Source organism: Paenarthrobacter sp. NPDC089322 (assembly GCF_040684895.1).
Taxonomy (GTDB): Bacteria; Actinomycetota; Actinomycetes; order Actinomycetales; family Micrococcaceae; genus Arthrobacter.
Genome location: NZ_JBFBGW010000029.1, coordinates 1 through 24,045, shown reverse-complemented (window position 1 = coordinate 24,045; position 24,045 = coordinate 1). Strand labels below are relative to the sequence as shown.

21 protein-coding genes are annotated in these 24,045 nt (G+C 63.2%); 7 read left to right on the top strand and 14 right to left on the bottom strand.

Features of this window, described 5'->3' with window-relative positions; genetic code table 11:
- Positions 1 to 59 precede the first annotated feature (59 nt).
- Both AB0N65_RS19815 and AB0N65_RS19810 read right to left on the bottom strand, forming a co-directional pair.
- The gene (locus tag AB0N65_RS19815; RefSeq protein WP_364165708.1) at positions 60 to 1,469 is read right to left on the bottom strand and encodes an aldehyde dehydrogenase family protein; all 1,410 of its coding nucleotides are present in this window, start codon (positions 1,467 to 1,469) and stop codon (positions 60 to 62) included.
- Positions 1,462 to 2,508, bottom strand: a complete 1,047-nt coding sequence (locus tag AB0N65_RS19810; protein WP_364165705.1) for a homoserine dehydrogenase — start codon at positions 2,506 to 2,508, stop codon at positions 1,462 to 1,464. The genes AB0N65_RS19815 and AB0N65_RS19810 overlap by 8 nt, the downstream gene beginning before the upstream one ends.
- 281 nt (positions 2,509 to 2,789) lie before the next feature.
- On the opposite strand from AB0N65_RS19810, the gene AB0N65_RS19805 reads away from it, so the two are divergent.
- The 3 genes from AB0N65_RS19805 to AB0N65_RS19795 all read left to right on the top strand — a co-directional run bounded on the left by AB0N65_RS19805 (position 2,790) and on the right by AB0N65_RS19795 (position 6,269).
- A complete protein-coding gene (locus AB0N65_RS19805; protein WP_364165702.1) occupies positions 2,790 to 4,235 on the top strand; it encodes an amino acid permease in 1,446 nt (481 codons plus the stop codon).
- A 77-nt stretch (positions 4,236 to 4,312) separates the two neighbouring features.
- Positions 4,313 to 5,452 (top strand): alanine racemase, encoded by a 1,140-nt coding sequence (alr, locus tag AB0N65_RS19800; protein WP_364165699.1) that lies wholly within the window; start codon positions 4,313 to 4,315, stop codon positions 5,450 to 5,452.
- Between the two features lie 46 nt (positions 5,453 to 5,498).
- Positions 5,499 to 6,269 (top strand): IclR family transcriptional regulator C-terminal domain-containing protein, encoded by a 771-nt coding sequence (locus AB0N65_RS19795; protein WP_364165697.1) that lies wholly within the window; start codon positions 5,499 to 5,501, stop codon positions 6,267 to 6,269.
- 19 nt (positions 6,270 to 6,288) lie between these two features.
- On the opposite strand, the gene AB0N65_RS19790 is transcribed toward AB0N65_RS19795, so the two are convergent.
- The 6 genes from AB0N65_RS19790 to AB0N65_RS19765 all read right to left on the bottom strand — a co-directional run bounded on the left by AB0N65_RS19790 (position 6,289) and on the right by AB0N65_RS19765 (position 11,160).
- Complete coding sequence (locus AB0N65_RS19790) at positions 6,289 to 7,050, bottom strand: IclR family transcriptional regulator (RefSeq protein ID WP_364165694.1); 762 nt, start codon at positions 7,048 to 7,050, stop codon at positions 6,289 to 6,291.
- A gap of 64 nt (positions 7,051 to 7,114) precedes the next feature.
- Positions 7,115 to 7,843 carry a cyclase family protein gene (locus AB0N65_RS19785; RefSeq protein WP_364165750.1) on the bottom strand — a complete coding sequence of 243 codons (729 nt, stop codon included), beginning with the start codon at positions 7,841 to 7,843 and terminating at the stop codon, positions 7,115 to 7,117.
- A gap of 8 nt (positions 7,844 to 7,851) precedes the next feature.
- Complete coding sequence (locus tag AB0N65_RS19780) at positions 7,852 to 8,307, bottom strand: hypothetical protein (RefSeq protein ID WP_364165692.1); 456 nt, start codon at positions 8,305 to 8,307, stop codon at positions 7,852 to 7,854.
- Positions 8,308 to 8,798: 491 nt separating this feature from the next.
- Entirely contained in the window at positions 8,799 to 9,038 is a 240-nt protein-coding gene (locus AB0N65_RS19775; RefSeq protein WP_364165689.1) for a hypothetical protein, read from the bottom strand.
- A gap of 10 nt (positions 9,039 to 9,048) precedes the next feature.
- Positions 9,049 to 10,578: an FAD-binding oxidoreductase gene (locus AB0N65_RS19770; RefSeq protein WP_364165686.1), complete on the bottom strand. Its 1,530-nt coding sequence runs from the start codon at positions 10,576 to 10,578 to the stop codon at positions 9,049 to 9,051.
- Between the two features lie 72 nt (positions 10,579 to 10,650).
- Positions 10,651 to 11,160 carry an amino-acid N-acetyltransferase gene (locus AB0N65_RS19765; protein ID WP_364165683.1) on the bottom strand — a complete coding sequence of 170 codons (510 nt, stop codon included), beginning with the start codon at positions 11,158 to 11,160 and terminating at the stop codon, positions 10,651 to 10,653.
- Between the two features lie 186 nt (positions 11,161 to 11,346).
- Between AB0N65_RS19765 and AB0N65_RS19760 the strand changes: the two genes are divergently transcribed.
- The gene (locus AB0N65_RS19760) at positions 11,347 to 12,585 is read left to right on the top strand and encodes a Fic family protein (protein WP_364165680.1); all 1,239 of its coding nucleotides are present in this window, start codon (positions 11,347 to 11,349) and stop codon (positions 12,583 to 12,585) included.
- A 23-nt stretch (positions 12,586 to 12,608) separates the two neighbouring features.
- On the opposite strand, the gene AB0N65_RS19755 is transcribed toward AB0N65_RS19760, so the two are convergent.
- The 6 genes from AB0N65_RS19755 to lysS all read right to left on the bottom strand — a co-directional run bounded on the left by AB0N65_RS19755 (position 12,609) and on the right by lysS (position 21,188).
- Complete coding sequence (locus AB0N65_RS19755) at positions 12,609 to 14,711, bottom strand: S9 family peptidase (RefSeq protein WP_364165678.1); 2,103 nt, start codon at positions 14,709 to 14,711, stop codon at positions 12,609 to 12,611.
- A gap of 137 nt (positions 14,712 to 14,848) precedes the next feature.
- Positions 14,849 to 16,060, bottom strand: coding sequence for a glycosyltransferase (locus AB0N65_RS19750; protein WP_364165676.1), 1,212 nt, complete (start codon positions 16,058 to 16,060; stop codon positions 14,849 to 14,851).
- 84 nt (positions 16,061 to 16,144) lie between these two features.
- On the bottom strand, positions 16,145 to 18,637 hold the full coding sequence (locus tag AB0N65_RS19745) for an ATP-dependent Clp protease ATP-binding subunit (RefSeq protein WP_364165674.1): 2,493 nt from the start codon (positions 18,635 to 18,637) through the stop codon (positions 16,145 to 16,147).
- A 392-nt stretch (positions 18,638 to 19,029) separates the two neighbouring features.
- Positions 19,030 to 19,356, bottom strand: coding sequence for an Lsr2 family protein (locus AB0N65_RS19740; protein ID WP_364165671.1), 327 nt, complete (start codon positions 19,354 to 19,356; stop codon positions 19,030 to 19,032).
- A gap of 126 nt (positions 19,357 to 19,482) precedes the next feature.
- Positions 19,483 to 19,656 carry a hypothetical protein gene (locus AB0N65_RS19735; RefSeq protein ID WP_364165668.1) on the bottom strand — a complete coding sequence of 58 codons (174 nt, stop codon included), beginning with the start codon at positions 19,654 to 19,656 and terminating at the stop codon, positions 19,483 to 19,485.
- A 2-nt stretch (positions 19,657 to 19,658) separates the two neighbouring features.
- On the bottom strand, positions 19,659 to 21,188 hold the full coding sequence (gene lysS / locus AB0N65_RS19730) for a lysine--tRNA ligase (RefSeq protein ID WP_364165665.1): 1,530 nt from the start codon (positions 21,186 to 21,188) through the stop codon (positions 19,659 to 19,661).
- 76 nt (positions 21,189 to 21,264) lie between these two features.
- Between lysS and AB0N65_RS19725 the strand changes: the two genes are divergently transcribed.
- From AB0N65_RS19725 to AB0N65_RS19715, 3 genes are all read left to right on the top strand, one after another.
- On the top strand, positions 21,265 to 22,155 hold the full coding sequence (locus tag AB0N65_RS19725) for an alpha/beta hydrolase (protein ID WP_364165662.1): 891 nt from the start codon (positions 21,265 to 21,267) through the stop codon (positions 22,153 to 22,155).
- A 9-nt stretch (positions 22,156 to 22,164) separates the two neighbouring features.
- Positions 22,165 to 23,019, top strand: a complete 855-nt coding sequence (locus AB0N65_RS19720) for an alpha/beta hydrolase (RefSeq protein ID WP_364165659.1) — start codon at positions 22,165 to 22,167, stop codon at positions 23,017 to 23,019.
- A gap of 72 nt (positions 23,020 to 23,091) precedes the next feature.
- Positions 23,092 to 23,925: an alpha/beta hydrolase gene (locus AB0N65_RS19715; RefSeq protein ID WP_364165656.1), complete on the top strand. Its 834-nt coding sequence runs from the start codon at positions 23,092 to 23,094 to the stop codon at positions 23,923 to 23,925.
- Positions 23,926 to 24,045: the final 120 nt, after the last annotated feature.

Below are 24,045 nucleotides of genomic sequence, written 5' to 3'. Positions count from 1 at the left end.
CACTGCCCGGCCGGTGAAGGGTGCGCTGCAGGCCGGCGCACCCTTCACACGCGGGCAATTCAGTTCTTGATGCAGACGACCTTTGGCTGGGTCATGTCCTCGTAGGCGAAGCGGACTCCTTCCCGGCCGAGGCTTCCGTACTTGAAACCGCCGAAGGGCATGCCGTCGAAGCGGTAGTCGGAGGAGTCGTTGATCATCACGCCACCGGCTTGGATCTGCTTCGCCGCGTCCATGGCAGTGCCGAGAGAGGAGGTGAAGATCCCGGCGTGAAGGCTGAAGCTGATGGAGTTTGCTACGTCCAGGGCCTCGGCCCAGGAATCGATCGGACGCAGCATGACCACCGGCCCGAAGGCTTCCTCTTGCCATAAACGGCTGTCTTCCGGAACGTTCTCCAGGACAGTGGGATGGACGATGTTTCCTGAAATCTTGTTGCCGGCAAGGATCCTGGCTCCGTGGTCCGCCGCCAGTCCGACCTTGGTGATGAGGGCCCTGGCGGCCTCACCTGTGATCATCGGACCGACGTCGGTGTTCTCCGCGGCCGGGTCACCTACCACCAACGCCGCCGTTTCGTGCAGGAACCGCTCCTTGAACTCCTGATAAACGGAGCTATGCACCAGGATGCGCTGCACACCCACGCAGTTTTGCCCTGCAGCCCAGAACGCGCCGGATACGCACGATTCCACCGCTTTCTGCAGGTCTGCGTCATCCATCACGATGACGGGGGCATTTCCGCCGAGGTCCATGGCCAGCTTCTTCAGCCCCGCCGTCCTCGCGATGTCCTCCCCCGTGGAAAAACCCCCGGTAAAGGACACCATGCGCACCTCCGGCGCGGACAGGATCTTCCGGGCAACCTCGCGCCCTCCGTGGACAAGGGTCAGCACGTTGTCGGGAAGTCCGGCTTCCTTCAGCGTTTCTGCCAACAGCTGGGCGGAGAGGGGAGTCAGTGCCGACGGTTTGAGTACGACGGCGTTGCCTCCTGCGATGGCGGGCCCCACTTTGTGGGCCACCAGGTTGAGGGGATCGTTGAAGGGCGTGATGGCGAGGATGATGCCCAGCGGCTCCCGGGAGAACCAGCCCTGACGGTCCTCGGAACCTTCATACGCGTCGAAGGGGACCACTTCGCCGGCGTTGCGCCTGGCTTCGGCCGCGGACAAACGGAGCGTGTTGACAGCCCGCAGTACCTCTTTGCGCGCCTGGCGTATGGTTTTGCCGGCTTCGTCGACGATTGTCCGGGCGAAGAGTTCGCTGCGATCCTCGATGGACTGTGCTGCGCGGTCCAGGATCCTGCCCCTGGCGTCCCTGGAAAGTGCGGCGGATGCCCGGGCCCCGGCGCGGGCTGTGGCAAGGACCGCCTCCACGGCATCCGGATCCGTGCGGTGGATTGTGCCCACTGTCCGGTGGTCGTAGGGACTGGTGACAGCCTGGACGGAGGCCACTGTGGAAAGTTCTGCGGTCAAAGTCTCAGACATGGGAGGCGACCTTCTTGGCTGCGTGCATGGCGATGATGTCGGAAAGCAGGGCGTACGCAGTCTCTACGCGCCCGGCGCCCGGTCCTGAAATAGTCACCGGGCCCAACAGGTCCGTGCTGAACGAGACCGCATTTGTGGCACCGGAAATGCCGGCCAGGCCGTGGTCCAAGGGCAGTGCCATCGGTTTGACCGAAGCGGATACGGTGCCGTCGGAGTTCCTGCTCGCGGCTCCGATGAGTTTCCATCGGCGCCCTTCAGAGGCTGCTTTGGCGATGTCTGCGGGTGTGACGGAGGAGATTCCTTCGCGGCCAACATCCTGGAGCGTGATGCCTGCCCCCAAAAGTTCGTTGGCGAGAATCAGCACTTTGAGTTGGACGTCATAGCCTTCGATGTCTGCCGTGGGGTTGGCTTCCGCGTAGCCCAGTTCCTGTGCCTCACGAACAGCGGACGGGAGGTCGAGGCCTGATTCCATGCGTCCCAGCACGTAGTTGCTGGTGCCGTTCAAGATGCCTTCGAACCCGTCGATGGCCAGCCCCGTAAACATCTGCTTGGCAAGGCGGATGACCGGGGTACCGCTCATGACCGCACCTTCGAATTCGAACCTGGCATCGTTTGCTTCGGCCAGGCGGGTCAGTTCAGGACCTTGGAGTGCCACAGGCCCCTTGTTGGTGGTGCAGACGCTTTTGCCTGATTCCAGTGCCCAGCGTACGTGGGATACGGCCGGCTCTCCGTCCTCCGGATTGGTGAAGGTGGCTTCACAGATGATGTCCGCCGTGCAGTTCCGGATAACAGCCTCGTTGTTGGTGTCCCGGGACCCACCGTGATCGGCAAACGTCTCATCCTGGGGCAGGTTGAGCGCCATCCCGAGGTCGATTCCTCCGGGGACCATCAGCGAGCCGAGTCGAAGGTCCGTGATGGCAACGATCCGCAGGCCGAAGCCCAGTTCACCGCGAAGGTCCTCTCCGCGTTGGTGAACGATTTCGGCGAGTGTGCGGTTGACTCCGCCGAAGCCAATGAGGGCGAGATCGTAGGTGGTCATGGTGCTCCTTTGGGATGGGTTGGCTTGATGACTCCATCCTGCGGTGGCTTCGCGTCAGTGCGGCCATGTCGATTCGCCGGAGAACGTGGTCATTCTGACCATTCGGAAGTCGTTAGGGCGGCTGAGCTTTTCGGTCCAGCTGTGCTTTATAGGCATTCATAAATGTTTTTAATGACTATCTCGCTGGATTCTGTGTTACCTTCATCACCACAGGCCCCTGCGGGCCGCATCAAGCCCGCCCGACTCTTCCCCTTCGCATACGTCAAACACCGGAGAATCACATGGAATCTTCAACACCCCTGCAGCTGGACCATCAGTCCCGTGCGCCCGGCACCGAAACTCCCCAAGGCGGACTTCGCCGATCAATGGGGACCAGGCACCTGATCATGATCGCGATGGGAGGCGTCATCGGATCCGGGCTGTTCCTGAGCTCGGGCTACACCATCTCCCAGGCAGGCCCGCTGGGCGCCGTGATCGCGTACCTGGTTGGTGCTTTCGTTGTGTACTTGGTGATGGCCTGCCTTGGTGAACTGGCCGTGGCCTATCCGGTTTCCGGGGCCTTCCACATATACGCCGCGCGATCGATCGGACCTGCCACAGGATTTACCACGGCCTGGCTGTACTGGCTCTGCTGGGCCGTTGCCATAGGTTCTGAGTTCACGGCGTCAGGATTGTTGATGCAGCGCTGGTTCCCGGAAGTCGAAGTTTGGGTCTGGTGCCTCGTCTTCGCAGTAATCCTGTTTGGGTTCAACGCAATCTCTTCACGGTTCTTCGGTGAATCCGAATTCTGGTTTGCCATCATCAAGGTGGGCGCCATCATCGGCCTCATCATCCTCGGCGGTGCTGCCCTTGTCGGCTTCCACCCGTTGTCGAACTCCGGCAACCATCCCTTCCTGTTTGCGAACTTCACTACTTCAGCCGGACTGTTTCCCAACGGATTCACCGGAGTCCTGGTTACGGCCCTCGCTGTCTTCTATGCGTTCTCGGGATCCGAACTCATCGGCGTAGCAGCGGGAGAAACGGCTGATCCTTCGCGCAACATTCCCAAGGCGATGCGGAGCACCGTCATTCGATTGCTGATCTTCTTCGTTGGAGCAATCGCGGTCATTGCAGCAACTGTCCCCTATGACCAGGTGGGCCTGGATGAGAGCCCCTTCGTCACCGTGTTCTCTTCCGTGGGCATTCCGTTTGCAGCCGACATCATGAACTTCGTCATCATCACCGCACTGCTGTCTGCCGGTAACAGCGGCCTGTTCTCCTGCGCCCGGATGCTCTATTCGCTGGCGGACGAGGGCCACGCTCCCCAGGCCTTCAAGAAGCTGACACGTCGCGGCATTCCCCTGATTGCCCTGTCCGTGAGCATGCTTGGCGGGGTGGCATCCCTGATCAGCAGCGTCGCGGCGCCCGAGACCGTGTACCTGGCGCTGGTGTCCGTGGCAGGTTTTGCCGTAGTCGGCGTGTGGATGTCCATTGTGGCCTCCCACTTCTTCCACCGCCGCGCCTTCGTGCGCAATGGTGGAAAGGTGGCCGACCTTGCCTACAAGGCCCCGTTTTACCCGCTGGTCCCCGTCCTTGCCTTCGTTCTGTGCCTTGTTTCTCTGATTGGCATCGCGATGGACCCGTCGCAGATAGCAGCCCTGTACTTCGGGGTTCCGTTCGTGGCTGCTTGCTACCTGTTCTTCCGCTTCAGGTACGGCGGCAGGACCCGCAAAGGTCAGTCCGCCTGACCTTCCCACTCCATCTCCACGGCCGGGCACAGATGCCCGGCCGTGGCGTTCGTTTGTGTTGAAAGGAGGCCACCAAGATGCATCCGGTTCCCCTTGCGCCAAGCACTGACCATCTCTCCAGCTGGGTGGAGGTAGACGGTGCAGCTTTCGAATCCAACGTTCGGGAAGCGCAGGAGCTGCTGCGGGATCGTGCCAAGCTCTGCGCTGTCATCAAATCTGACGCGTACGGGCACGGGGCGGATCTGCTCATGCCGTCCCTCACCCGTGCAGGAGTGCCGTACATAGGTGTCGGATCCAACAGGGAGGCCCACATTGCCCGGGATCACGGGTACGCCGGCAAGCTGCTGCGCGTTCGTGCCGCCGCGCCGCAGGAGATTGCGGCCGCCACCGCATACGGAGTCGAGGAACTCGTTGCTGATCCGCAAAGCGCCTGGGAAATCAGCCGGATAGCATCGGCCGCCGGACAGAGGATCCGCATCCATCTGGACATCAATTCTTCGGGCATAAGCCGCCACAGCCTGGACGTATCCACAGCACTGGGACGTGCCGGCGCAGTAGGAATACTGGGTCATCAGCACCTGGAGCTTGCCGGCATCATGACGCATTTCCCGTTGGATGACGTGCAAGACATCGAGGCAGGCTTGGCCCGTTTCCTTCACCAGGCCATGTCCATCCTGCATTCGGCCAATGTGCCGCGTGAGCGAGTGTTGCTGCACGCTGCCAACTCCTTCGCGACCCTCAATGTTTCCGCGACCTGGCTGGATATGGTGCGGACCGGCGCGCTGTTGTACGGCGACTCCGATCCACAGCACAGCAATTACCGGCGTTGCCTGGCATTCAAGGCGAGGATCGGCTCGGTAAACAGTTATCCCGCAGGAACCAAGGTTGGATACGGGCACCTTCACACCCTGCAGTCCGAGGCACGGTTGGCCACGGTCACGGCGGGTTACGGCGACGGTTACAGGCGGGCGTTGGCCAGGGGAGGGAGCGTGCTTGTCCGGGGACAACGGGTTCCCGTTGTGGATGCGGTCTCGATGAACTCCATGGTGGTGGACATTTCCAAGGTTCCGGATGTCCGCCCAGGTGACGAGGTAGTCCTCTTCGGCCGCCAAGGCAGCCAGGAGATCACGGTGGACCAGCTGGAGTCCGCCACTGGCAGCATCCTCGCAGACCTCTATACGGTGTGGGCGGGCGGCTCCCGCGTCCTCGTTGCGTAGGGTGCCGTGTGAGAATGGCTTGAGCTTGCTGAAAGGAGCCCGTTCCGTGGATGTGCCATCGGAAGCCTCGTCTTTGGCCCAAGGCCTTCGCTTGGTGCGGTTGGTGGCGGACCGGGAGAAACAGGGCAGGCAACTGCTGGGGGTTTCACAACTCGCCGCGGAGCTGGATATGGAGCAAAGCCGGGTGTCCAGGCTCGCCCAGGAGCTTTGCGATCTTGGGTTGCTGGAACGGGAAGACCGCGGACCGTTCAGGGTGGGCCGGCGCTTTTTCACCCTCGCCAATTCCCTCAACAGGGACTGGGTCCATGAATCCAGGGCAGAACTGGAAGAGCTCGTTGCTGGTTTTGGCGTCCGTTCCCGCCTCTCCGTTCGGGACGGCGTACGGGTGCAGCTCCTGCGCTCTTCAAGCAATAATGCCGCTTTGGGGGGCTTCGCCAGGCCTGGAATGGTGACGCCGGTCTGGTGCACGGGAGCCGGCCGGGCGCTGCTATGGGATCACGACGCCCGGGCCTTGCAGTCGCTGCTCAAGGACGTCAATTTCATCGGGGTTGGCGGTCCCGCTGCCGCGCACTCCACAGCCGAAGTCCAGGAGCTGATGGAGCGGGACAGGCCGGCCGGTTTTGTTCTGGCGGCAGAAGAATACGAGCACGATGTCTGGGAGATCGCTGTCCCGGTACGCTCGCCCGAGGGCGAAATCCTCGCAGCGCTGAGTGTTCTGGGCAACCGGCCCGGGGCCGAGCTGAACGTCGCCGCCGTAGCTGGTGCCCTGCAATCTGCGTCCCGGCGTCTGGGTTCAGTATTTAGTCATCCCGCCTAGGCTTGGACGCCCCGGTCATTCACTGAGTTCCGCCCACCCTGATTTCGAGCCAGTCACGCCATGAAGCAAGAGCCAACGCATGATGTTCGCGCTGCGGTTCAAGCCGGGTTTTCGGGCCAACGATTTGCAGCGCCGCGGCGATGTCTCCCTTAAAGTCCCGGATCGGCGCCGAAAGCGAATACAGGCCCGGTTCTGCTTCCTCGTCGATGATGGAGTAGCCCCTGCTCCGGGCAACGTCCAATCGTCGGAGGAAGTCGTCTACGGACGACGGCGTGTTCGGCCCGTGCCGGACGAAGTCCACACCTTGGAAGATCCTCCGTACTTCTTCTTCCTGCGCATCCCACAGGAGGGCCTGGCCCGCGTCGCTGCAGTAAGCCGGGTAGGGGCGGCCCAACCACGAACCCACCAAGTTGGCGCTGGCAGGTACATGCTCGGCAATGGTGACTGTGCTGTTGCCGCTGAGGACGCCAAGGAAGCAGGCTTCGGTCGTTTCGGCCGCCAATCCCTCAAGGGCGGCCAGCCCGTCGGTCCTGAGTCGTTGTTCCGTCACAAGCTGTGCGTCGGTAAGGAGCGACCAATCCAGGCAGTAGGCCCGATCAGCTGTGCGGGCCAGGAAACCTTCCTGCAGTGCTCCTTTGAGGCTGCGGGAAACCTGGCTGCGGTCCTTGTCCAGCCGCTTCGCGACTTCGGCGACGGTGCCGCCGTCGTATCCTTCGGCGTGACGCTCGCCCACGGCGAGGATGGCCATCATGCCGCGGCCCATGCTGGAGGTCTTTGACATTTCTCGATTCTAGCCAGCCGCCGGGGGCAGTGCGCCGTGAGCGGTACGACGGCGCCCTGCCGCCTTAGTGGATCGCGAAGACGCGGGCAGGGAATCCGCTTCCGCCCAGCGGCTTGGCCCATGTGGCTATCAGTGCAGCTCCAACCTCCGGCAGCCCGTCCAGGTTTGCCAGCAGTTCGATCTGCCACTTGTCGCTGGCCAAGATGTATGTCTCGAGGCTGAAGTCCTGGCGCGATGTTGCCAGGCCGGGATCCGTGTCCGTCTGTTCATGTCCCACCGCGGCCACGTCCCGTTCTTCGACCAGGAACTCAAGGACTTCCCGGGACCATCCGGGCGTATGGCTGATGCCCTCTGCATCGCGGTTGGCCATCGCCTGGGCATCAGGCCACCGATGGCTCCATCCCGTGCGCAGCGCAACGAAGGATCCAGCGGGTATCCTGCCGTTCCGTTCTTCCCAGGCATTGACATCGGCCAGCGCCGGAGTGGCGTCGCTGTCGATCGCGGCGCGGCTGCTGATGTCCAGGACTGCCAAGGGCAGCACCATCTCCTTGACGGGCAATTGGTCCAGGGTCCGGCCGCCGCGGATGAAGTGCGACGGCGGGTCAACGTGGGTGCCCCATTGGCCCACGATCGAGTACTTGTGCGCGGTGAAACCGTCTCCCTTGTCCATGTCGAAGAGGGCTTCGCGTTGTTCATCGGGAAACGCCGCGAAGTGCGGTTGGCCCGGGTGGAAAGCATGGGTCAGGTCGACGAAGGTCCTGTTGGCGAGAAGCGGAGCAAGTTCTTGCCACATTGGTGAATTCACGAGGCGATCCTTTCCTGGATGGTATTCAGGGCGGGTGCGGCGCTGCTGGATACGCTGAGCGGACCGGACACTTCAATGACAGGGACCTCCCAGGGGTGGATCTCCACGATCCGCTGCACCAGTTTCCGGACAGTTGCCTCTTCCAGTGCGGCGTCGAAGTAGGAGGTGAAGACGAACGTCGGGGAGATGGTTCGCTGTCCCACATTTCCCAGCGTTGGATTTGCTCCCTCTGCGACGGTGAATCCTTCAAAACCGGCGGAAGATTCGAAGACGTGGTGGTAGTTGCCGAAGCCGCCGAGCTCCGGGGAAGCTTTGAGCGCCTCCAGGAGACTGGCGATTCCGGCGTCTGATTCCAGGGCGCTGAGCTCACCTTGGCCAAGACGGGTCATGGTCTCCACCGGAATGGGCCAATGGATGCGGAGCTTCCGGACGGGTTTAAGTTCGATGTTCACGGGTGCTTTCCTTGCTCGTATTGGATGCCGAACATCATCGTGACACAGGACTATGATCATTACAAGCATAAGGAATTGTTAATAAAGCCCACGTGCTTCCAGGTCCGTGCATCCCTCTCTCACCGATGACCCCCACCCGGGCATCCCTCTCTCACCGATGACCCCCACCCGGGCATCCCTCTCTCACCGATCACCCCCACCCCCGGCATCCCTCTCTCACCGATCACCCCCACCCGGGCATCCCTCTCTCACCGATCACCCCCACCCGCGCAATGCGCTACCCCCGGGTGACAGAGCGTTCGGCTCAAGTCGGCAATCGCTGATAGAGCGTTCGACTCAAGCCGGCAATAAATGATCGTGAAGGACTCGGAAACTGCCGCCTTCATGTCCTAGGATGCGGCAAGGGCCTGGACTTTCGCCGATGAACCCTCACTGATGCAACGCGCTGTTGCATCAGTGAGGGTTCATCGGCGTGGTCCAGGAACCAACGGCTACGGTGCTGCGCCCCCTCCTCCGGAGCCGGCGCTACCGGCGTTGTCGTCCGAGCCCTCGTCCGAGCCCTCGACCACGGCTTCCGGAACAGCCCGTGCACGCATGTCCGGCCAGAACGCCGAGTACAGATCGGGGTCGGGGTAGGTGCCGCCGGGCCATGACGACTCATGGGGCCAGTGCCCGTGCGGAATGTCTATCTGGAACGCAGAGAAGTCCGGAAACATGACGTGGTTCTGCATGGCTGGACGCTTAGTTGCCCAGCACGGCGTCGCCGCCGGCCGTCACTACGTCCTCGAGCAGGACGGTCTGGTCCATCACCACGGCCTGGTCGATGACCGGGAGCCCCACGACGTGCCCGTAGCTGAACATGTTCTTCGGATCCAGCTCCGCCTTGGCCTTCCTGAGCCGCTCACGGATGCCCGGCCCCCACGCCCGCTCCCTGTCCTCCACGTCCACAAAGTGCCCGTGCAGGTTAACGAAAGTCCCGCTGCTGGAGGCTTCGCGGAGGTCGTCGCGGACGGCGTCGAACACTACGGGAAGCAGCTGCGCCACCGGCGGGACGGCCATGCCCGCCATGAAGAAACTGAAGGCGGCATCCCGGGCGCCCACGGTGTCTTCGCCGTCGGCGCTTTGCGCCAGTGCACCGCCGAGCAGCCGAAGTTCGGCCATCAGTACGGGACTTTCGACGCCGGGGCCAAAGTGCCGCAGGATGGCTTCCCTCGCCTGCTGGTCCAGTCGGTCGAGCAGGAAACCCCGCTCACGCACGGGAACAGGCTGGTCCGGGTCCTGGTGGATCGAGTCGAACCGGGTAACATCCAGCGGCCCGGTCCCATCCATCATGAACGGTGCACTCTGCCGCATCGGCTCCAGCAACTGCGTCGCCACGGCCGCGTCGCCTTGGTACGCGTACCGCAGGTGGACCACGAACTTTCCGCGCAGCGGTTCAGGAATGAGGTCCATGTCCGGCAACCGCAGGAAAGCCAACGACGCCGACGCTTCGGCCGGGAGCGACGGCACCCATTCGCTGAACTGCTGGAGCACCGCTGCCGCGTGCTCACCGTCGAAGTACAGGCCGCCGGCGAACAGGTCCGAGGCCGGGAACAAGTGGAATTCCATGGCCGTGACAATGCCAAGGTTGCCCTTGCCACCGCGGAGGAGGAAGAACAGTTCCGGATTCTCGTCCTTGGTGACGCGGTGTTCGGTTCCGTCCGCCGTGACGAGTTCGAAGGCGATGACGTGGTCCGAGGCGAAGCCGTATTTGCGGCCCAGGATCGGCAGGCCGCCGCCCAGCGTGTAACCCACCACGCCGACGTCGGTGGTTGAACCGCACAGACCCATGAGGCCGAAGTTCGCGGCGTGTTCCACCACGGCCTTCCAGCGGACGCCGGCACCCACCCGGGCCGTGCGCTCCATGGGATCGATGCTGAGTTCCAGCATTCGGCGGGTACTGATGAGCAGCCCGCCTTCGATTGCGTTGGTTGCGCCGTGCCCTGTGGACTGGACGGCCACGGGCATTCCCCGTTCCGCAGCCCAACGGATGGCCGCTGAAACGTCCTCGGCATCGAGGGCGCCGAACGCGAGGTCGGGCTGGTGTTGCGTTGAGAGGTTGAAGGCCGCTACCTCGGCTGCGAAGCCCGGATCGGCCGGCGTGAACACGGGACCGCGCACGCTGAGTTGGAGTTCGGAAATACCTGAAAGGGACGCGTGGGACTGCATGATCTTCTCTCGGTTGACCCATTTGGCGGAAGCTCCCCAGCAAGCCTCAATCAGTTTATCCATCAACTTTAGATAAGAGAAGAGGAATTAAATCATGCATTATCCGGCAGGGTTGCGCGGAGCCCCGAGGTGCCTCTAGAGGTGCTTGATCATGCGCGTGTTCCCCAAGGTATTGGGCTTCACGCGAGCCAAGTCGAGGAACTCGGCAACACCTTCGTCATGCGAGCGCAGCAGCTCGGAGTACACCTGCGGGTCCACGGCCGACTGGTCTGCCATGACCTCGAAGCCGTGTCGCTTAAAGAAGTCCACCTCGAAGGTCAGGCAGAAGACGCGGCTCACGCCGAGCGCCTGCGCTTCTTCGAGGAGCTTTTCCACCAAGACGTGTCCCACTCCGCGACCCCGCCAGGAGTCGGCCGCGGCGAGCGTGCGGATCTCAGCCAGGTCCTCCCACATGACGTGCAGGGCGCCGCAGCCAATGACATCACCGCTGTCAGACTCGGCAATCCGGAATTCCTGCAGGCTCTCGTAATAGGCCACGGTCTCCTTGGCCATGAGAATCCGCTGCTCAGCCAAAGGCGCCACGAGCCTCTTGATCGCCGCCACGTCACTGGTGCGGGCAGGTCGAAGGCTAAAGGCAGATTCCACTCCCCCATCCTAGCTACCTGGGGCGCGGGGCCGCGGATTCGTGTCTGACCGGGAGGGGGCCGTTACCAACACTTATGGTTTTATGTGTTGACAGCGTACTCACATGCCTACGGTTCACGAGGCCTACTGGTGAAGTGGAGGCTGCTTACCAACAGTAAGTTCGATAAGTGTTGGTAAGGTGGATGCATGGCAACACATCCACGCGGTTGTATTCCGGTCGATCCGGTCTCCTTCGAGACTTTCGACTGGAAGCCGCGAGCGCCGGAGATGTACTCCCGCGCCGAAGTAGAGCGCCAGACCGGCCCTTACCAAGCGGCCGTCACGGCGCCGATAGCCAACTGGACCCCCATCATTTCCAGTGAAGATTCCGCCGACATCGAGGACGCCACCCGCCAGCTGGTCGCGTTCGACAAGCACGCGCAGCGGACCCTTGGCAGGGACAATCCCGCGCTCGGGCCAATGACGGCGATCCTGCTGCGCACAGAGTCTGCCTCCAGCTCACAGATCGAACAGTTGACGACGTCCGCCAAGCAGCTCGCCCTTAGCGAGATCGACGAGGGCGGCAAAGCCAACGCCCTCACCGTCATCGGCAACGTCCGAGCCATGGAGGCGGCCCTCCAACTGGCTGATGACATCAGCGAGAATTCCATCCTCGCAATGCACAAAGCACTGATGCTCCACCAGCTCGGCTTCGATCCCGCCGGGGCCGGCCGTTTCAGGGACGAGCAGGTATGGATCGGCCCTGGCCAGGCCGGGCCACGGGCGGCCGGATTCGTCGCCCCGCACCACCACCGCATTCCCGGTGCGATCACGGACCTGGTCAAATTCATCGACCGCCAGGACGTCTCCATACTCGTCCAAGTGGCGGTCAGCCATGCCCAGTTCGAAACCATCCACCCCTTCCCCTATGGGAACGGCCGGACAGGGCGCGCACTGGCGCAGTCGATTCTCCGTAACAAGGGCCTGGTGGACTCAACTGCGGTCCCGATCTCCGCGGGCCTCCTCGTGGATACCGCACGCTACTTCGCAGCACTGGGCGCATTTCGGGAGGGCGATGCCGGCCCGATCATCCGCGGGTTCGCCACGGCGAGCCGGATCGCCGCATCTACCGGATCGCGGCTGGTCGACGACCTAGTGGCGCAACTCGAGGAGTCCCGCGCGAAGATGACGGGGCTCCGCGCGGACGCGGCAGCGTGGCGGGTGCTGCCTGCACTGATCGGCCAGCCTGCAGTGAACACGAAGTACCTCATGACCGAGCTAGGACTTGGTGAGATGGCTGCATTGCGCGCACTGGATGCTCTGGCGGACCGCGGCGTACTGACGGAAACGTCAGGCCGCGGCCGCAACCGCGTGTGGCAGCACAGCGGTATATTCGAAGTCCTCGACGCCTACGCCGCCGAAATTCGCCGTATGTCAGCAGGCTGATCCGCAGCCATCCGTTCCGGCCTCTAAATCCCCAACTCCTCAGGCAGCGCCACGTCCTCCCCCAGCACTTCCTTTGCCAGGAAGTGCTCCACAACCCCGTACCAAATCTTCGCGTGCTGCGGCTGGAGCACCCAGTGGTTTTCGTCCGGGAAGTAGAGGAACCGGTGAGGGCTTTGGCCGTTCTCGTCGGCGGGCAGTTGCGAGGACGAGAGCAGCTCGTACCAGAGCCGCAGCCCTTCGCCGATGGGAACGCGGTAGTCCTTGTCGCCGTGGATCACCAGCATGGGCGTCTTGATGTTGCCGACGTTCAGGTGCGGCGAGTTCTCCATGGCCATCTCAACGGTCATTTCCTTGAGCCAGTACTGCGCGGCGTCGGTAGTAGGACCGAACTGGTCCAGGGCCCACAGGCTCGCGTGGGTGACGATTGCCTTGAAGCGATCGGTTTGGCCTGCCACCCAGTTGGCCATGTAGCCGCCGAACGACCCACCCATGGCCGCGGTTCGCGACTCGTCAATGTCGGGACGCTGGACTACGGCATCAGTAATGGCCATGAGGTCCTGGAACGGCTTCTTTCCCCACTCACCCCACCCGCGCTGGATGTAGTCCTGCCCGTAGCCGGTGGACAGTGCAGGGTCGGGAAGCAACACCGCGTACCCCTTGGCAACCAACAGCCACGGGTTCCAGCGCCACGTCCAGGCGTTCCACGAGCCCAGCGGCCCACCGTGGATCCAGAGCAGCAATGGCGCCGGATTCCCGGCACTCGCCCCCTCTGGAAGCGCCAGGTACGCGGGCACGCGCGAGCCGTCCTCCGCCCTCGTGGCCACCCTCTCCAAGTGTCCTTTGTAGACCGGACGCTCCGCTGGGGCCGGGAGGCGCACAACGTCTCCCGTCGCGAGGTCGATCCGAACAGCCTCCGCCGGGAACTCGTACGAGCTACGCAAGGCATACGCTGTGGTTCCGTCAGGGGAAACCACGACGTCGGTATACGCCGCAGCGTCCGTCGTCACCCGGGTTACCCCACCGCTTGCGACGTCAACACGGAAAACCGGCGACGCGCCGTCGTCGTCCGCTGTCACCAGGATGGCGCTGCCATCCGGAAGCCACGCACGGGCTGTAGCCCAGCGGTCCCATTGGTGTGCAAGCGGTTCAAGGTCCGTGGTTTCGCCGCCGGAGACGTTCAGGAGGTGAAGCTTCACCTGCGGTGCCCGCGTTGGCGTGGTGTCGCTCTCGCTTTCCACCACGAGCGTGCGGTTGTCCGGGCTGACGGGGCCAGGGAAGTAGCTCATGCCCTCGTGGTCCAGCAGGATCTTCACCGCACCCGTGGCGACGTCGACGGCGGCAAGCACCTCCCGGCTGTCGGCTTTCGCGAGCGCTTTGGTGAGGCACGTGTAGATGGTTCGGCCATCGGGGCTCACCACCGTTTTTGCCTCCCGGAGCGAACCCCCGACGCCGGTGGTCAGGTTCCGCAGTTTCAGCGGTGGCTGCGTGTCGATGGTTGAAGGCTTGCCGGGCTCTTCCGTCTCACCGGGCTCGACAGCGAAGATGCGGGGCTGCGCGGGGCCTAGGTCCGCGTCCCAATAGCGAATGGGATATCCACTGTGGAGGATTGCTGAAACCTTGTTGTCCTTGCGGGACTTGCGGCGCTCCTCGTCGTTGTCTTCGTCCGTGGAGCCGGCCAGGACGTCGGCGTTGATGAAGGTGGCGTCGGCATCCGTGGCGGTGAGGACTGCATTGATTCCCCCGGCCCGGGAGTGCACCACCCGGGCTTCCCCGCCGTCGGCCGGGAGTAGCCACAGCGCGTTCACGGGATCCGCGTCCGGGCTATCGGGGTCCGGCCGGGCCGAGGTGAAGTAGAGGTCGCCGTTCGCGGCGAAGGCTGCACCCGCTTCACCCTTGGAGCTGCGGGTGATGCGGCGGGCGTGGTTGCGGCCCGCGGGGTCGAGTTCCCAGAGGGCGGTGGCGAACTCAGTGCCTTTGCTGTTGAGTGTCGACACGGTGGTCACCAGCCGGTTGCCGTCCGGGCTCAACGCAAGGCCACTCACCCTGGGGATGGCGAGGTAGTGGTCGAGGTCGTGGAAAGGAGTTTCGGGTTGCGTGCTCGGGGTGGGAGAGTCAGTCGAATCCATGCTTCGATTCAACACGGAATGTGTGGCGGATCACAGGGTGGTTCACTCACAGTGAAACAGTACTTTCAGATATCCCCCCACGCACCCAACTAGGTCGCATTTAAGCGCGTTATGGGCGCTCATAACGTGCTTAACTGCTACCTAGATGGGAGGTTCCGGAGGGCCTGGAGCACGGGAACGGTTCCATCCTCCTTCGCAATCTTTGCTGCGAGGAGTTTGGCTCGCGCCACGTAGGAAGGCGTGCTGACGGCTTGGCGGATGGCAGCTGCCAAGCGCTCCGCGGTGAGCTTCTTGTAGGGAATTGGCTGCGGACCGACACCGAGGGCCGCGACCCGGGAAGCCCACAGCGGCTGGTCCGTGTACACCGGAACGCACACAGACGGCACGCCTGCGCGCAAAGCTGCGGCCGTGGTGCCCGAACCCGCGTGGTGCACAACGGCCGCCATCCTCGGGAACAGCCATTCATGTGGGGCAGCTCCGATGCTGATGGCGTCATCGTGGGAAACTTCCACCGCACCCTGAAGCACCGCCCGCACACCGGCCTTGCGCGTCGCCTGAAGAATAAAGTCGGCATCCAGCGCCGCACTGCTCCCAAACCCTACGAATACAGGCGGCGGCCCTGCGGCCAGGAAGTCCTGTAGCTCCGTGGACGGACTCCATTCCGGCTCCGGCACGGGCCACCAGTACCCGGCCATCACCAGCCCGGGCCGCCAGTCCGCGGGGCGTGGCAGGACTGTGGGGCTGATCCCGTAGAGGACGGTTGCGTTGCGGCGTCCACGACGGCGGTCGGCGGCTTGGCGGGACAGCTTGGGCAAGCCGAGCCGACGCCGAAGCCGTGCGCTGGGCGCATCGTAGGGCGCCGGGCCGGCCATCACCCGCTCGCCAATGATCCGGTTGCCCAACGTGCCAAGATCGCGGGCCGATCCCAAGAGCACCGGAGGGTAGGCGGCGCTCGGTTCCACCGGTTGCAGATGGGCGCCCAGCGCGGGAATGCCGAATGCTTCTGCGACGTCGTACGCATAGGGTGCCACCGAGTTCGCCAAGATGACATCCGCCCCGGCTTCGGCAGCAGCAAGAGTCCCGGAGGCGGCCTGATCCATGTAGTTGGTGAGCTCCCGCCAGGTAGTGAGCATGTCCCTGGCCGGTCCACCGCGCGTGGCACGCTTGATGATCCTCGTCAGGTCACCGGGAAGAGGCCGGTACTCACACCCGGACCGGACCACCAGTTGGGCGTAGGCAGGATTCGCCGCGATGGCAACGTCGTAGCCCGCAGCCTGCAGACGGCTTCCGAGTCCGGCCATGGGTGCAACATCACCCCGTGTGCCTGGGGAAATCATCAATATGCGCATGCCTCTCCCCTCCTTTTGGTGTGCAAAATGCCCCGCCCACTCCTTGCGGAATGAACGGGGCATTTGGCTTAAGTTGCGCACGCCTTACGCGGTGGGAGCGATCTCCGGGATCCGCGGCTTGGCGTTGCCTTCAAACGTGAACTTGGCGTCGTCACCTTCACCCTCGACGTCCACCACAACGATGTCACCGGTGTGCAGGTCGCCGAACAGGATCTTCTCGGACAGCTGGTCCTCGATCTCGCGCTGGATGGTGCGGCGCAGCGGCCGGGCGCCCATCGCGGGGTCGTAGCCACGCGTGGCCAGAAGAACCTTGGCTGCCTTGGTGAGCTCGATGCCCATGTCCTTGTCCTTGAGCCGACGCTCCAGGCGGGTGACGAACAGATCCACGATCTCGATGATCTCGTCCTGCGTCAGCTGCGGGAACACCACGACGTCGTCAACACGGTTCAGGAACTCGGGGCGGAAGTGCTGCTTGAGCTCTTCGGTGACCCGTGCGCGCATCCGGTTGTAGCCGGTTTGGGTGTCCGTGCCGGACTGGAAACCAGTGGCGACGCTCTTGGAGATATCGCGGGTACCAAGGTTGGTGGTCATGATGATCACGGTGTTCTTGAAGTCCACCACGCGTCCCTGGGAGTCGGTCAGGCGGCCGTCTTCCAGAATTTGCAGCAGCGAGTTGAAGAGGTCCGCGTGGGCCTTCTCAACTTCGTCGAACAGGACCACGGAGAACGGGCGACGCCGGACCTTCTCGGTCAGCTGGCCGCCTTCTTCGTAGCCGACGTAGCCCGGAGGGGCACCGAAGAGACGCGAAACCGTGTGCTTCTCGGAGTACTCGGACATGTCCAGGGTGATGAGGGCGTCCTCTTCACCGAACAGGAACTCGGCGAGGGCCTTGGCGAGTTCGGTCTTGCCGACACCCGTGGGGCCGGCGAAGATGAACGAGCCACCGGGACGCTTGGGGTCCTTCAGGCCTGCACGGGTACGGCGGATGGCCTGCGACAGGGCCTTGATGGCCTCGTCCTGGCCGACGACGCGCTTGTGCAGTTCGTCTTCCATCTTGAGCAGTCGCGAGGACTCTTCCTCGGTGAGCTTGAAGACAGGGATACCCGTGGAGTTCGCGAGGACTTCTGCGATCAGGTCCTCGTCAACCTCGGAGATATCGTCCATGCCGCCGGACTTCCATGTGCGTTCCTTCTCTGCGCGCTCGGCAATGAGCTTCTGCTCCTTGTCGCGCAGCGAGGCAGCACCCTCGAAGTCCTGGGCGTCGATGGCGGATTCCTTCTCCATCTTCACATCGGCGATGCGCTCGTCCATGGCCTTGAGCTCCGGCGGAGCGGTCATGCGGCGGATGCGCAGGCGGGCACCGGCTTCATCGATGAGGTCGATCGCCTTGTCCGGCAGGAAGCGGTCCGAGATGTAGCGCTCGGCGAGCTGCGCGGCAGAGGCGAGGGCGCCGTCGGTAATCGTGACGCGGTGGTGTGCCTCGTAACGGTCCCGCAGGCCCTTCAGGATCTCGATCGCGTGGGCGACGGAAGGTTCCTTGACCTGGATCGGCTGGAAGCGGCGCTCAAGAGCGGCGTCCTTCTCGATGTGCTTGCGGTACTCGTCCAGCGTGGTGGCACCGATGGTCTGGAGTTCACCACGGGCAAGCATCGGCTTCAGGATGGACGCTGCATCGATGGCGCCTTCGGCAGCACCTGCACCGACGAGGGTGTGGATCTCGTCAATGAAGAGGATGATGTCGCCGCGAGTGCGGATCTCCTTGAGGACCTTCTTCAGGCGCTCTTCGAAGTCACCACGGTAACGGGAACCGGCAACCAGCGAACCAAGGTCCAGCGTGTAGAGCTGCTTGTCCTTGATGGTTTCCGGGACGTCGCCGCGGACAATCGCCTGGGCAAGGCCCTCGACGACGGCCGTCTTACCGACGCCGGGCTCGCCGATCAGGACGGGGTTGTTCTTGGTGCGGCGGGAGAGGACCTGCATGACGCGTTCCATCTCCTGCTCGCGGCCGATCACGGGATCGAGCTTGTTCTCGCGGGCAGCCTGGGTGAGGTTGCGGCCGAACTGGTCCAGCACCACGGAACCTGCGGGGGTTCCCTCCTGCTGGCCCTGGCCGGAACCCGCACCGGCGGTTTCCTTGCCTTGGTAGCCGGAGAGCAGCTGGATGACCTGCTGGCGGACACGGTTGAGGTCTGCACCGAGCTTGACCAGCACCTGGGCCGCCACGCCTTCGCCCTCGCGGATGAGGCCGAGCAGGATGTGCTCCGTGCCGATGTAGTTGTGGCCGAGCTGCAGTGCTTCGCGAAGCGAAAGCTCAAGCACCTTCTTGGCGCGCGGCGTAAAGGGGATGTGCCCGGACGGAGCCTGCTGGCCCTGGCCGATGATCTCCTGTACCTGTTCGCGGACGCCATCGAGCGAAATGCTCAGGGATTCAAGCGCCTTGGCGGCAACGCCTTCACCCTCGTGGATCAGACCCAAGAGGATGTGTTCGGTACCGATGTAGTTGTGATTGAGCATCCGTGCCTCTTCCTGGGCAAGGACGACCACGCGACGGGCACGGTCCGTAAATCTCTCAAACATTTCGCCACACTCCTAGCTACGACGTACTTTGATGCTACGTGGCCAAGCCGGACTTTTGGAGCGTGTTCGCCACAGGGGAAACATGACGCGGTCCCGGAATAAATCCACGAGGCCGCGCGCAGGCTTTGCAGTGCTTCCGGAGAACCGCCGGGGCCGGCCGGCAACGCCCGACGGCGGCACTCGCCAGCCCGGGAAAGTCACCAAAACTGCGACTCGGGGAATGTGGACGAGTTCAGGACCGGGGCTTTCCAGCGCCCAATGCGTCAGCATTGAAGCGGTACCGCGGCGGGCCATTCACAAATAGTCCAAACGGCGGAGGATGGCCCCGCCCAAATCAGTCCGGTTAAAAGCCAATGCCCCGGCAGACACTGCCGGGGCATTGAGGTGGTGAATCAGGAATTGGCCTTCTGGTACGCTTCCTGAATTTCAGCCTGAATACGTCCGCGGCTGTTTACGGTGTAACCGTTGTCGCGGGCCCATTGACGGATCTGCGCAGAATCCTGGCTACGGGTGGCCGTTGCACGGCCACGCGTGGCGCGGCCGGAGGAAGTCTTCCTGGCCTTGGCGACGTAAGGCTCCAGAGCCTGGCGAAGCGACGATGCGTTGGCGGTGGACAAGTCCATCTCGTAACTTACGCCGTCCAGTCCGAAGCGGACAGTTTCGTCAGCTGCCCCCTCATCCAGGTCATCAACGAGGATGATTTTTACTTTTTGTGCCATGAGTAGCCTCTCTTTTGGAGGGTTGGATATTCAGAATCCCCATGTTGCTATTTCTGATTATCGTTCACGGCGAGTGCGCACGTCAAAGGCATATGTGGATAACCCCTATGCCAAGCCAATTAGGGGCTATTTTGCCGCAGGCCCGTCCGGGTCGGTGCCCGAATTGCGCTTATTAGCTTCGGCTTGGGCACGCGCTTCGGCCTGGCGCTCGGATTTGTCCGCATTGAAGATCGACTTCATGGCAAACCAAAAGATCAATCCGACAACAACGGATGGCGCCAGGACTGCGATGTACTCCATAATCAGTGGCCTTCGGGCTTCAGCAGGGGGAACAGGATTGTTTCGCGGATGCCGGCACCCGTGAAGAGCATCACCAGGCGGTCGATGCCCAGGCCGATGCCGCCCATGGGAGGCGCACCGTATTCGAGGGCACGGAGGAAGTCCTCGTCCAACTGCATGGCCTCGACGTCGCCCGCAGCCGAGCGACGGGACTGCTCTGTGAGCCGCTCACGCTGAATAACCGGGTCAATGAGCTCGGAGAACGCCGTACCGCGCTCCATGCCGCCGATGATCAGGTCCCATGCCTCGATCAGCCGGCCGTCTTCACGGTGCGGACGGGCCAGCGGCTGGGCGGACGGCGGGTAGTCGTAAACAAATGTGGGGTTCAGCAGCGTGGGCTCCACGATTTCGCCGAACAGCTCCACCACGATCTTTTCGGCTTCCCATGCAGGGTCCACCTTGACTTCGTGCTTGGCGGCGATGGCCAGCAATTCGTCCACAGTCGTGTCCGGAGTAATTTCGACGCCCACAGCCTCGGAAAGACCCGGGTACACCGAAACCCAAGCCCATTCGCCGTCGAGGTTAATCTCCCCGGCTTCCGTCTGGATAGTGCGTGTACCCACCACGTCAGCCACGTTGAGGATGATTTCCTTCATACGTTCGGCCATGACGAATTGATCGGCCCATGCCTCGTAGCACTCAAGGGTGGTGAATTCCGGGCTGTGCGTGGAATCGACGCCTTCGTTGCGGAATACCCGGCCCATGTCGTAAACGCGGTCGATGCCACCCACCACGGCCCGCTTAAGGAAGAGCTCCGTAGCGATGCGCAGCGTCATCTTCTGGTCGAAGGCGTTCATGTGCGTCTCGAACGGGCGGGCAGTAGCGCCACCATGGACGAGCTGAAGGATGGGGGTTTCAACCTCGACGTAGCCGTGGCGGTCCAAGGTGTCGCGGACCGACCGGGTAATGGCGGCACGCTTGTAAACCATCTCGCGGGCTTCATCGCGGACCATGAGGTCCACGTAGCGCTGGCGGACGCGGGTTTCCTCATTGAGTTCCGCGTGCAGGACCGGAAGCGGACGCAGGGCCTTGGAAGCCATGGACCAGGAGTCGGCCATGACGGACAGCTCGCCGCGGCGGGAAGAGATGACCTCACCCTTGATGAACACGTGGTCGCCAAGGTCAACCAGGGCCTTCCAGTCGGCGAGGGCTTCCTCACCGACATTCGCCAGGCTCAGCATGGCCTGGAGCCGGACACCCTTGCCGTCAACGCCGCCTTCCTGAAGCGTGGCGAAACACAACTTGCCCGTGTTGCGCACGAACACGACCCGTCCGGTGACGCCCACGACGTCGCCAGTGGTGTCGTCGGCCTCCAAATGCGCGTACTTCTCGCGGATTTCGCTCAACGAATGGGTCCGCTCAACGCCCACCGGATAGGCCTCCGTGCCGCGTTCGATCAGCTTGGCACGCTTGTCCATGCGGATACGCATTTGCTCGCTGGCGTCCACGGGCTCAACGGAGGTGTTCAGGGCAGGGGTGTTTGGGGAAGTCACAATCCTTAAGTTTACCGCTGATTACGGGCCGCTTCTTCCGGGACCCCAAGGACAGGGAAACGCATAGACTCGGGCTGTGGAGACATGGACGGTTGAAACGGACGACGGCGGCGGGCAGCTTGAGGTGCACACGTTCCGGCCGGCGTCGAACGCCTCGATTCCCGGCTCCCACGCACCCGCTGAACCGTCCGGCGTCGTCGTCATCCATGGCACCCTGGTGACCGATTCCCTGTACTGGCCTTTCGCCCGGAACCTGAGCATCATGCTGAAGCGGCCTGTCCATTGCTACAACCGGCGTGGCCGCGGTCGGTCAGCCCCGCAGCCGGCGGGCTATTCGGCCGAAACAGAGATCGCCGACCTGCAGGTGGTGATGGAGAAAAGCGGATCGACGGACGTCGTGGCGCACAGCTACGGAGGATTCGTGGCGCTCCAGGCCGCCCGCACCGCAAAGATCAACCGGCTGGTCACTTACGACGCCGCGGTGTCCCTCTCCGGGAACCTCCACGGCCGCTGGCGTCCGGAACTCGAGGCAGCTGTCACTGCCGGGCAGCTCGACCATGCATGGGCGCACCTCGTGCAAGGCCTTGGGACTGCGGGCCCGATCTCGTACCTGCCGATGGGCGCCCTTCGGATGCTGAGCATCCTTTCTGCCCAGACGCGGCTGGGTGCCGAGATGCGTGCCCTGCTGCCCACCGCCGTCGCCGAAATGCGGGCCGTCCTCGACGCGGATGCGCACCTGCACGACTTCACCAAACTCGCCACCCCCACCCTCATGCTCAGCGGCGGCTGGAGTCCGTCCTACTTCGCGGAAACCGGGCGCGTCCTCGCCGGAGCTGTCCCCGCCATCGACTTCGCGATCGTGCCGCTGCAATTCCACGAAGGTCCACTTCGCCCCGGCAAGCGCCTTGCGGCACGGATGGCACGATTCCTCTCCAATGGGTCCCGATCCCCGGCTGCCGCAACCTAGGATGGTCCGGTGAGGGAACGCGGGATCAAGACGCACGACGGCGGCCAACTCGCCTTGTACACGTACGGGACGGAAGACGCACCCGGGGAACGACGCGTTGTCCTGATCGGCGGGGCGTTCCTCACTGCGCTGATTTACCGGCCCTTTTCCCTGGCATTGGCAAAGGGGTTGGGCGAGGGCTGGGCCGTGGATGTCTATGATCGCCGGGGCCGCGGGAAATCCACGGATCAACCGCACAACTACTCCATGACCACGGAAATCGCCGACGTCCGCACAGTCATGGATGCAACCGATGCACAAAACATCCTCGGTCACAGCCTGGGCGGGTCCGTAGCGCTCAACGCAGCCCAGGCGTTCGCGGGGACGCGGCACCAACCCCGCAAACTTGCCGTCTACGATGCCGCCGTGAATATCGACGGAAGCATGGACACGGATTGGCTCACCGGTTTTGAGGAGTCTGTGGACCAGGGCAACATCAACCTTGCGTTGGCGCGGATGAAACGGGGGATGCACCCCGGAACTGCGCTGGCCCGGGTACCCGAGCCCGTCCTGGTAGGGCTCATGGCCGTAGTATCGAGGACCAAAGTCAACAGGATGTTCCGCGAGCTGATGCCGTCAGGGGTCGGCGAACTCAAGGCTGCCTTCGATGCCAACGTATCGCCGCGCGACTTCTCAGTCCTGCCGCCAAACACGCATTTCATGGTGGGCAAGAAAAGCCCCAAGTACTACAAAGTGACCGCTGCCCGATTGCACGCCGCGGTTCCGGGGAGCACCTTGGAGGTCTCACCCAAGGGCTTCCATGGTTCGGTACCCGCAGCGGTCAAGGAACTCGTGTCGGACATTTCGGACTACTTCACGCGCTGATTCCACTATGTGCTTCAGGCCCATCGAGCCGGCATGCTGCCAGCATTCAGGTCGCTCCGTTAGGCTCGACACATGACGCGCGAGATCATCCTTACAGCGGACGGTGGCCACCTCGAAGTACTGACCACGGGCGGTGAGCTGACCGCGGCAGGTTCGGGGGTCGTCGTGGTGCCGGCCTCCATGGTGACGGCCGCCGATTACACACGCTTCGCACAGAAATTGAGCCAAGCGCTGGGACGGCCCGTGCATACCTTCAATCGTCGCGGGCGAGGTGATTCTTCGCCCCAGTCCGAGGACTACACCCTCGAAGCCGACATCCGCGACCTCGACGCCGTCATGCGGCACACGTCCAGTACCGATGTCTTCGGACACAGCTTCGGCGGCGCCGTGGCGCTTCACGCCGCACGCACGCTGCCCGTTGAACGCTTGGCTGTCTACGACCCCGCCGTTTCCGTGAACCACAGCGTCAAGGCCGACTGGACGCCGGACTATGAACGCGCGACGGCGGCAGGAGACTATGATCGCGGCCTCGCCGTTCTGATCAAGGGAGTTGAGACTGGCGGCGCCTTCGCGCGCATGCCCCTGTCCATGTTGACGCTTGCCACCAAGCTGACCGCCGGCACGCCGATGGGTAAGCAGATGCGCGAGCTGATGACCTGCGGTGTGCGCGAAATCAAAGCCGTCATTGCAGCCGACATGCCCGCGGAGCCGTTCCTGGAACTACCGCTGGAGACGCTGATTGTGGTGGGTGAGAAGAGCCCTGCATACTTCGGTGTCGCGTGCGGCCAGATCCATGATGTCCTCTCCGGCTCGAGCTACACCATTCTTCCGGGCTTCGGCCATGACGGGCCCAACAAGGCGCCGGACAAGCTGATCGCGGAGTTGTCGGCGTTCTTCTCGGGGTAGACCCGCCTTTAGGGGCACACCCAACGCTGGGTGTTTTGTTGGTTAATGTGGGAGACCCCCCAACGTGGGTTGGGGGGTCTCGACCTGAATGGTTGTCCGGCGGTGTCCTACTCTCCCACA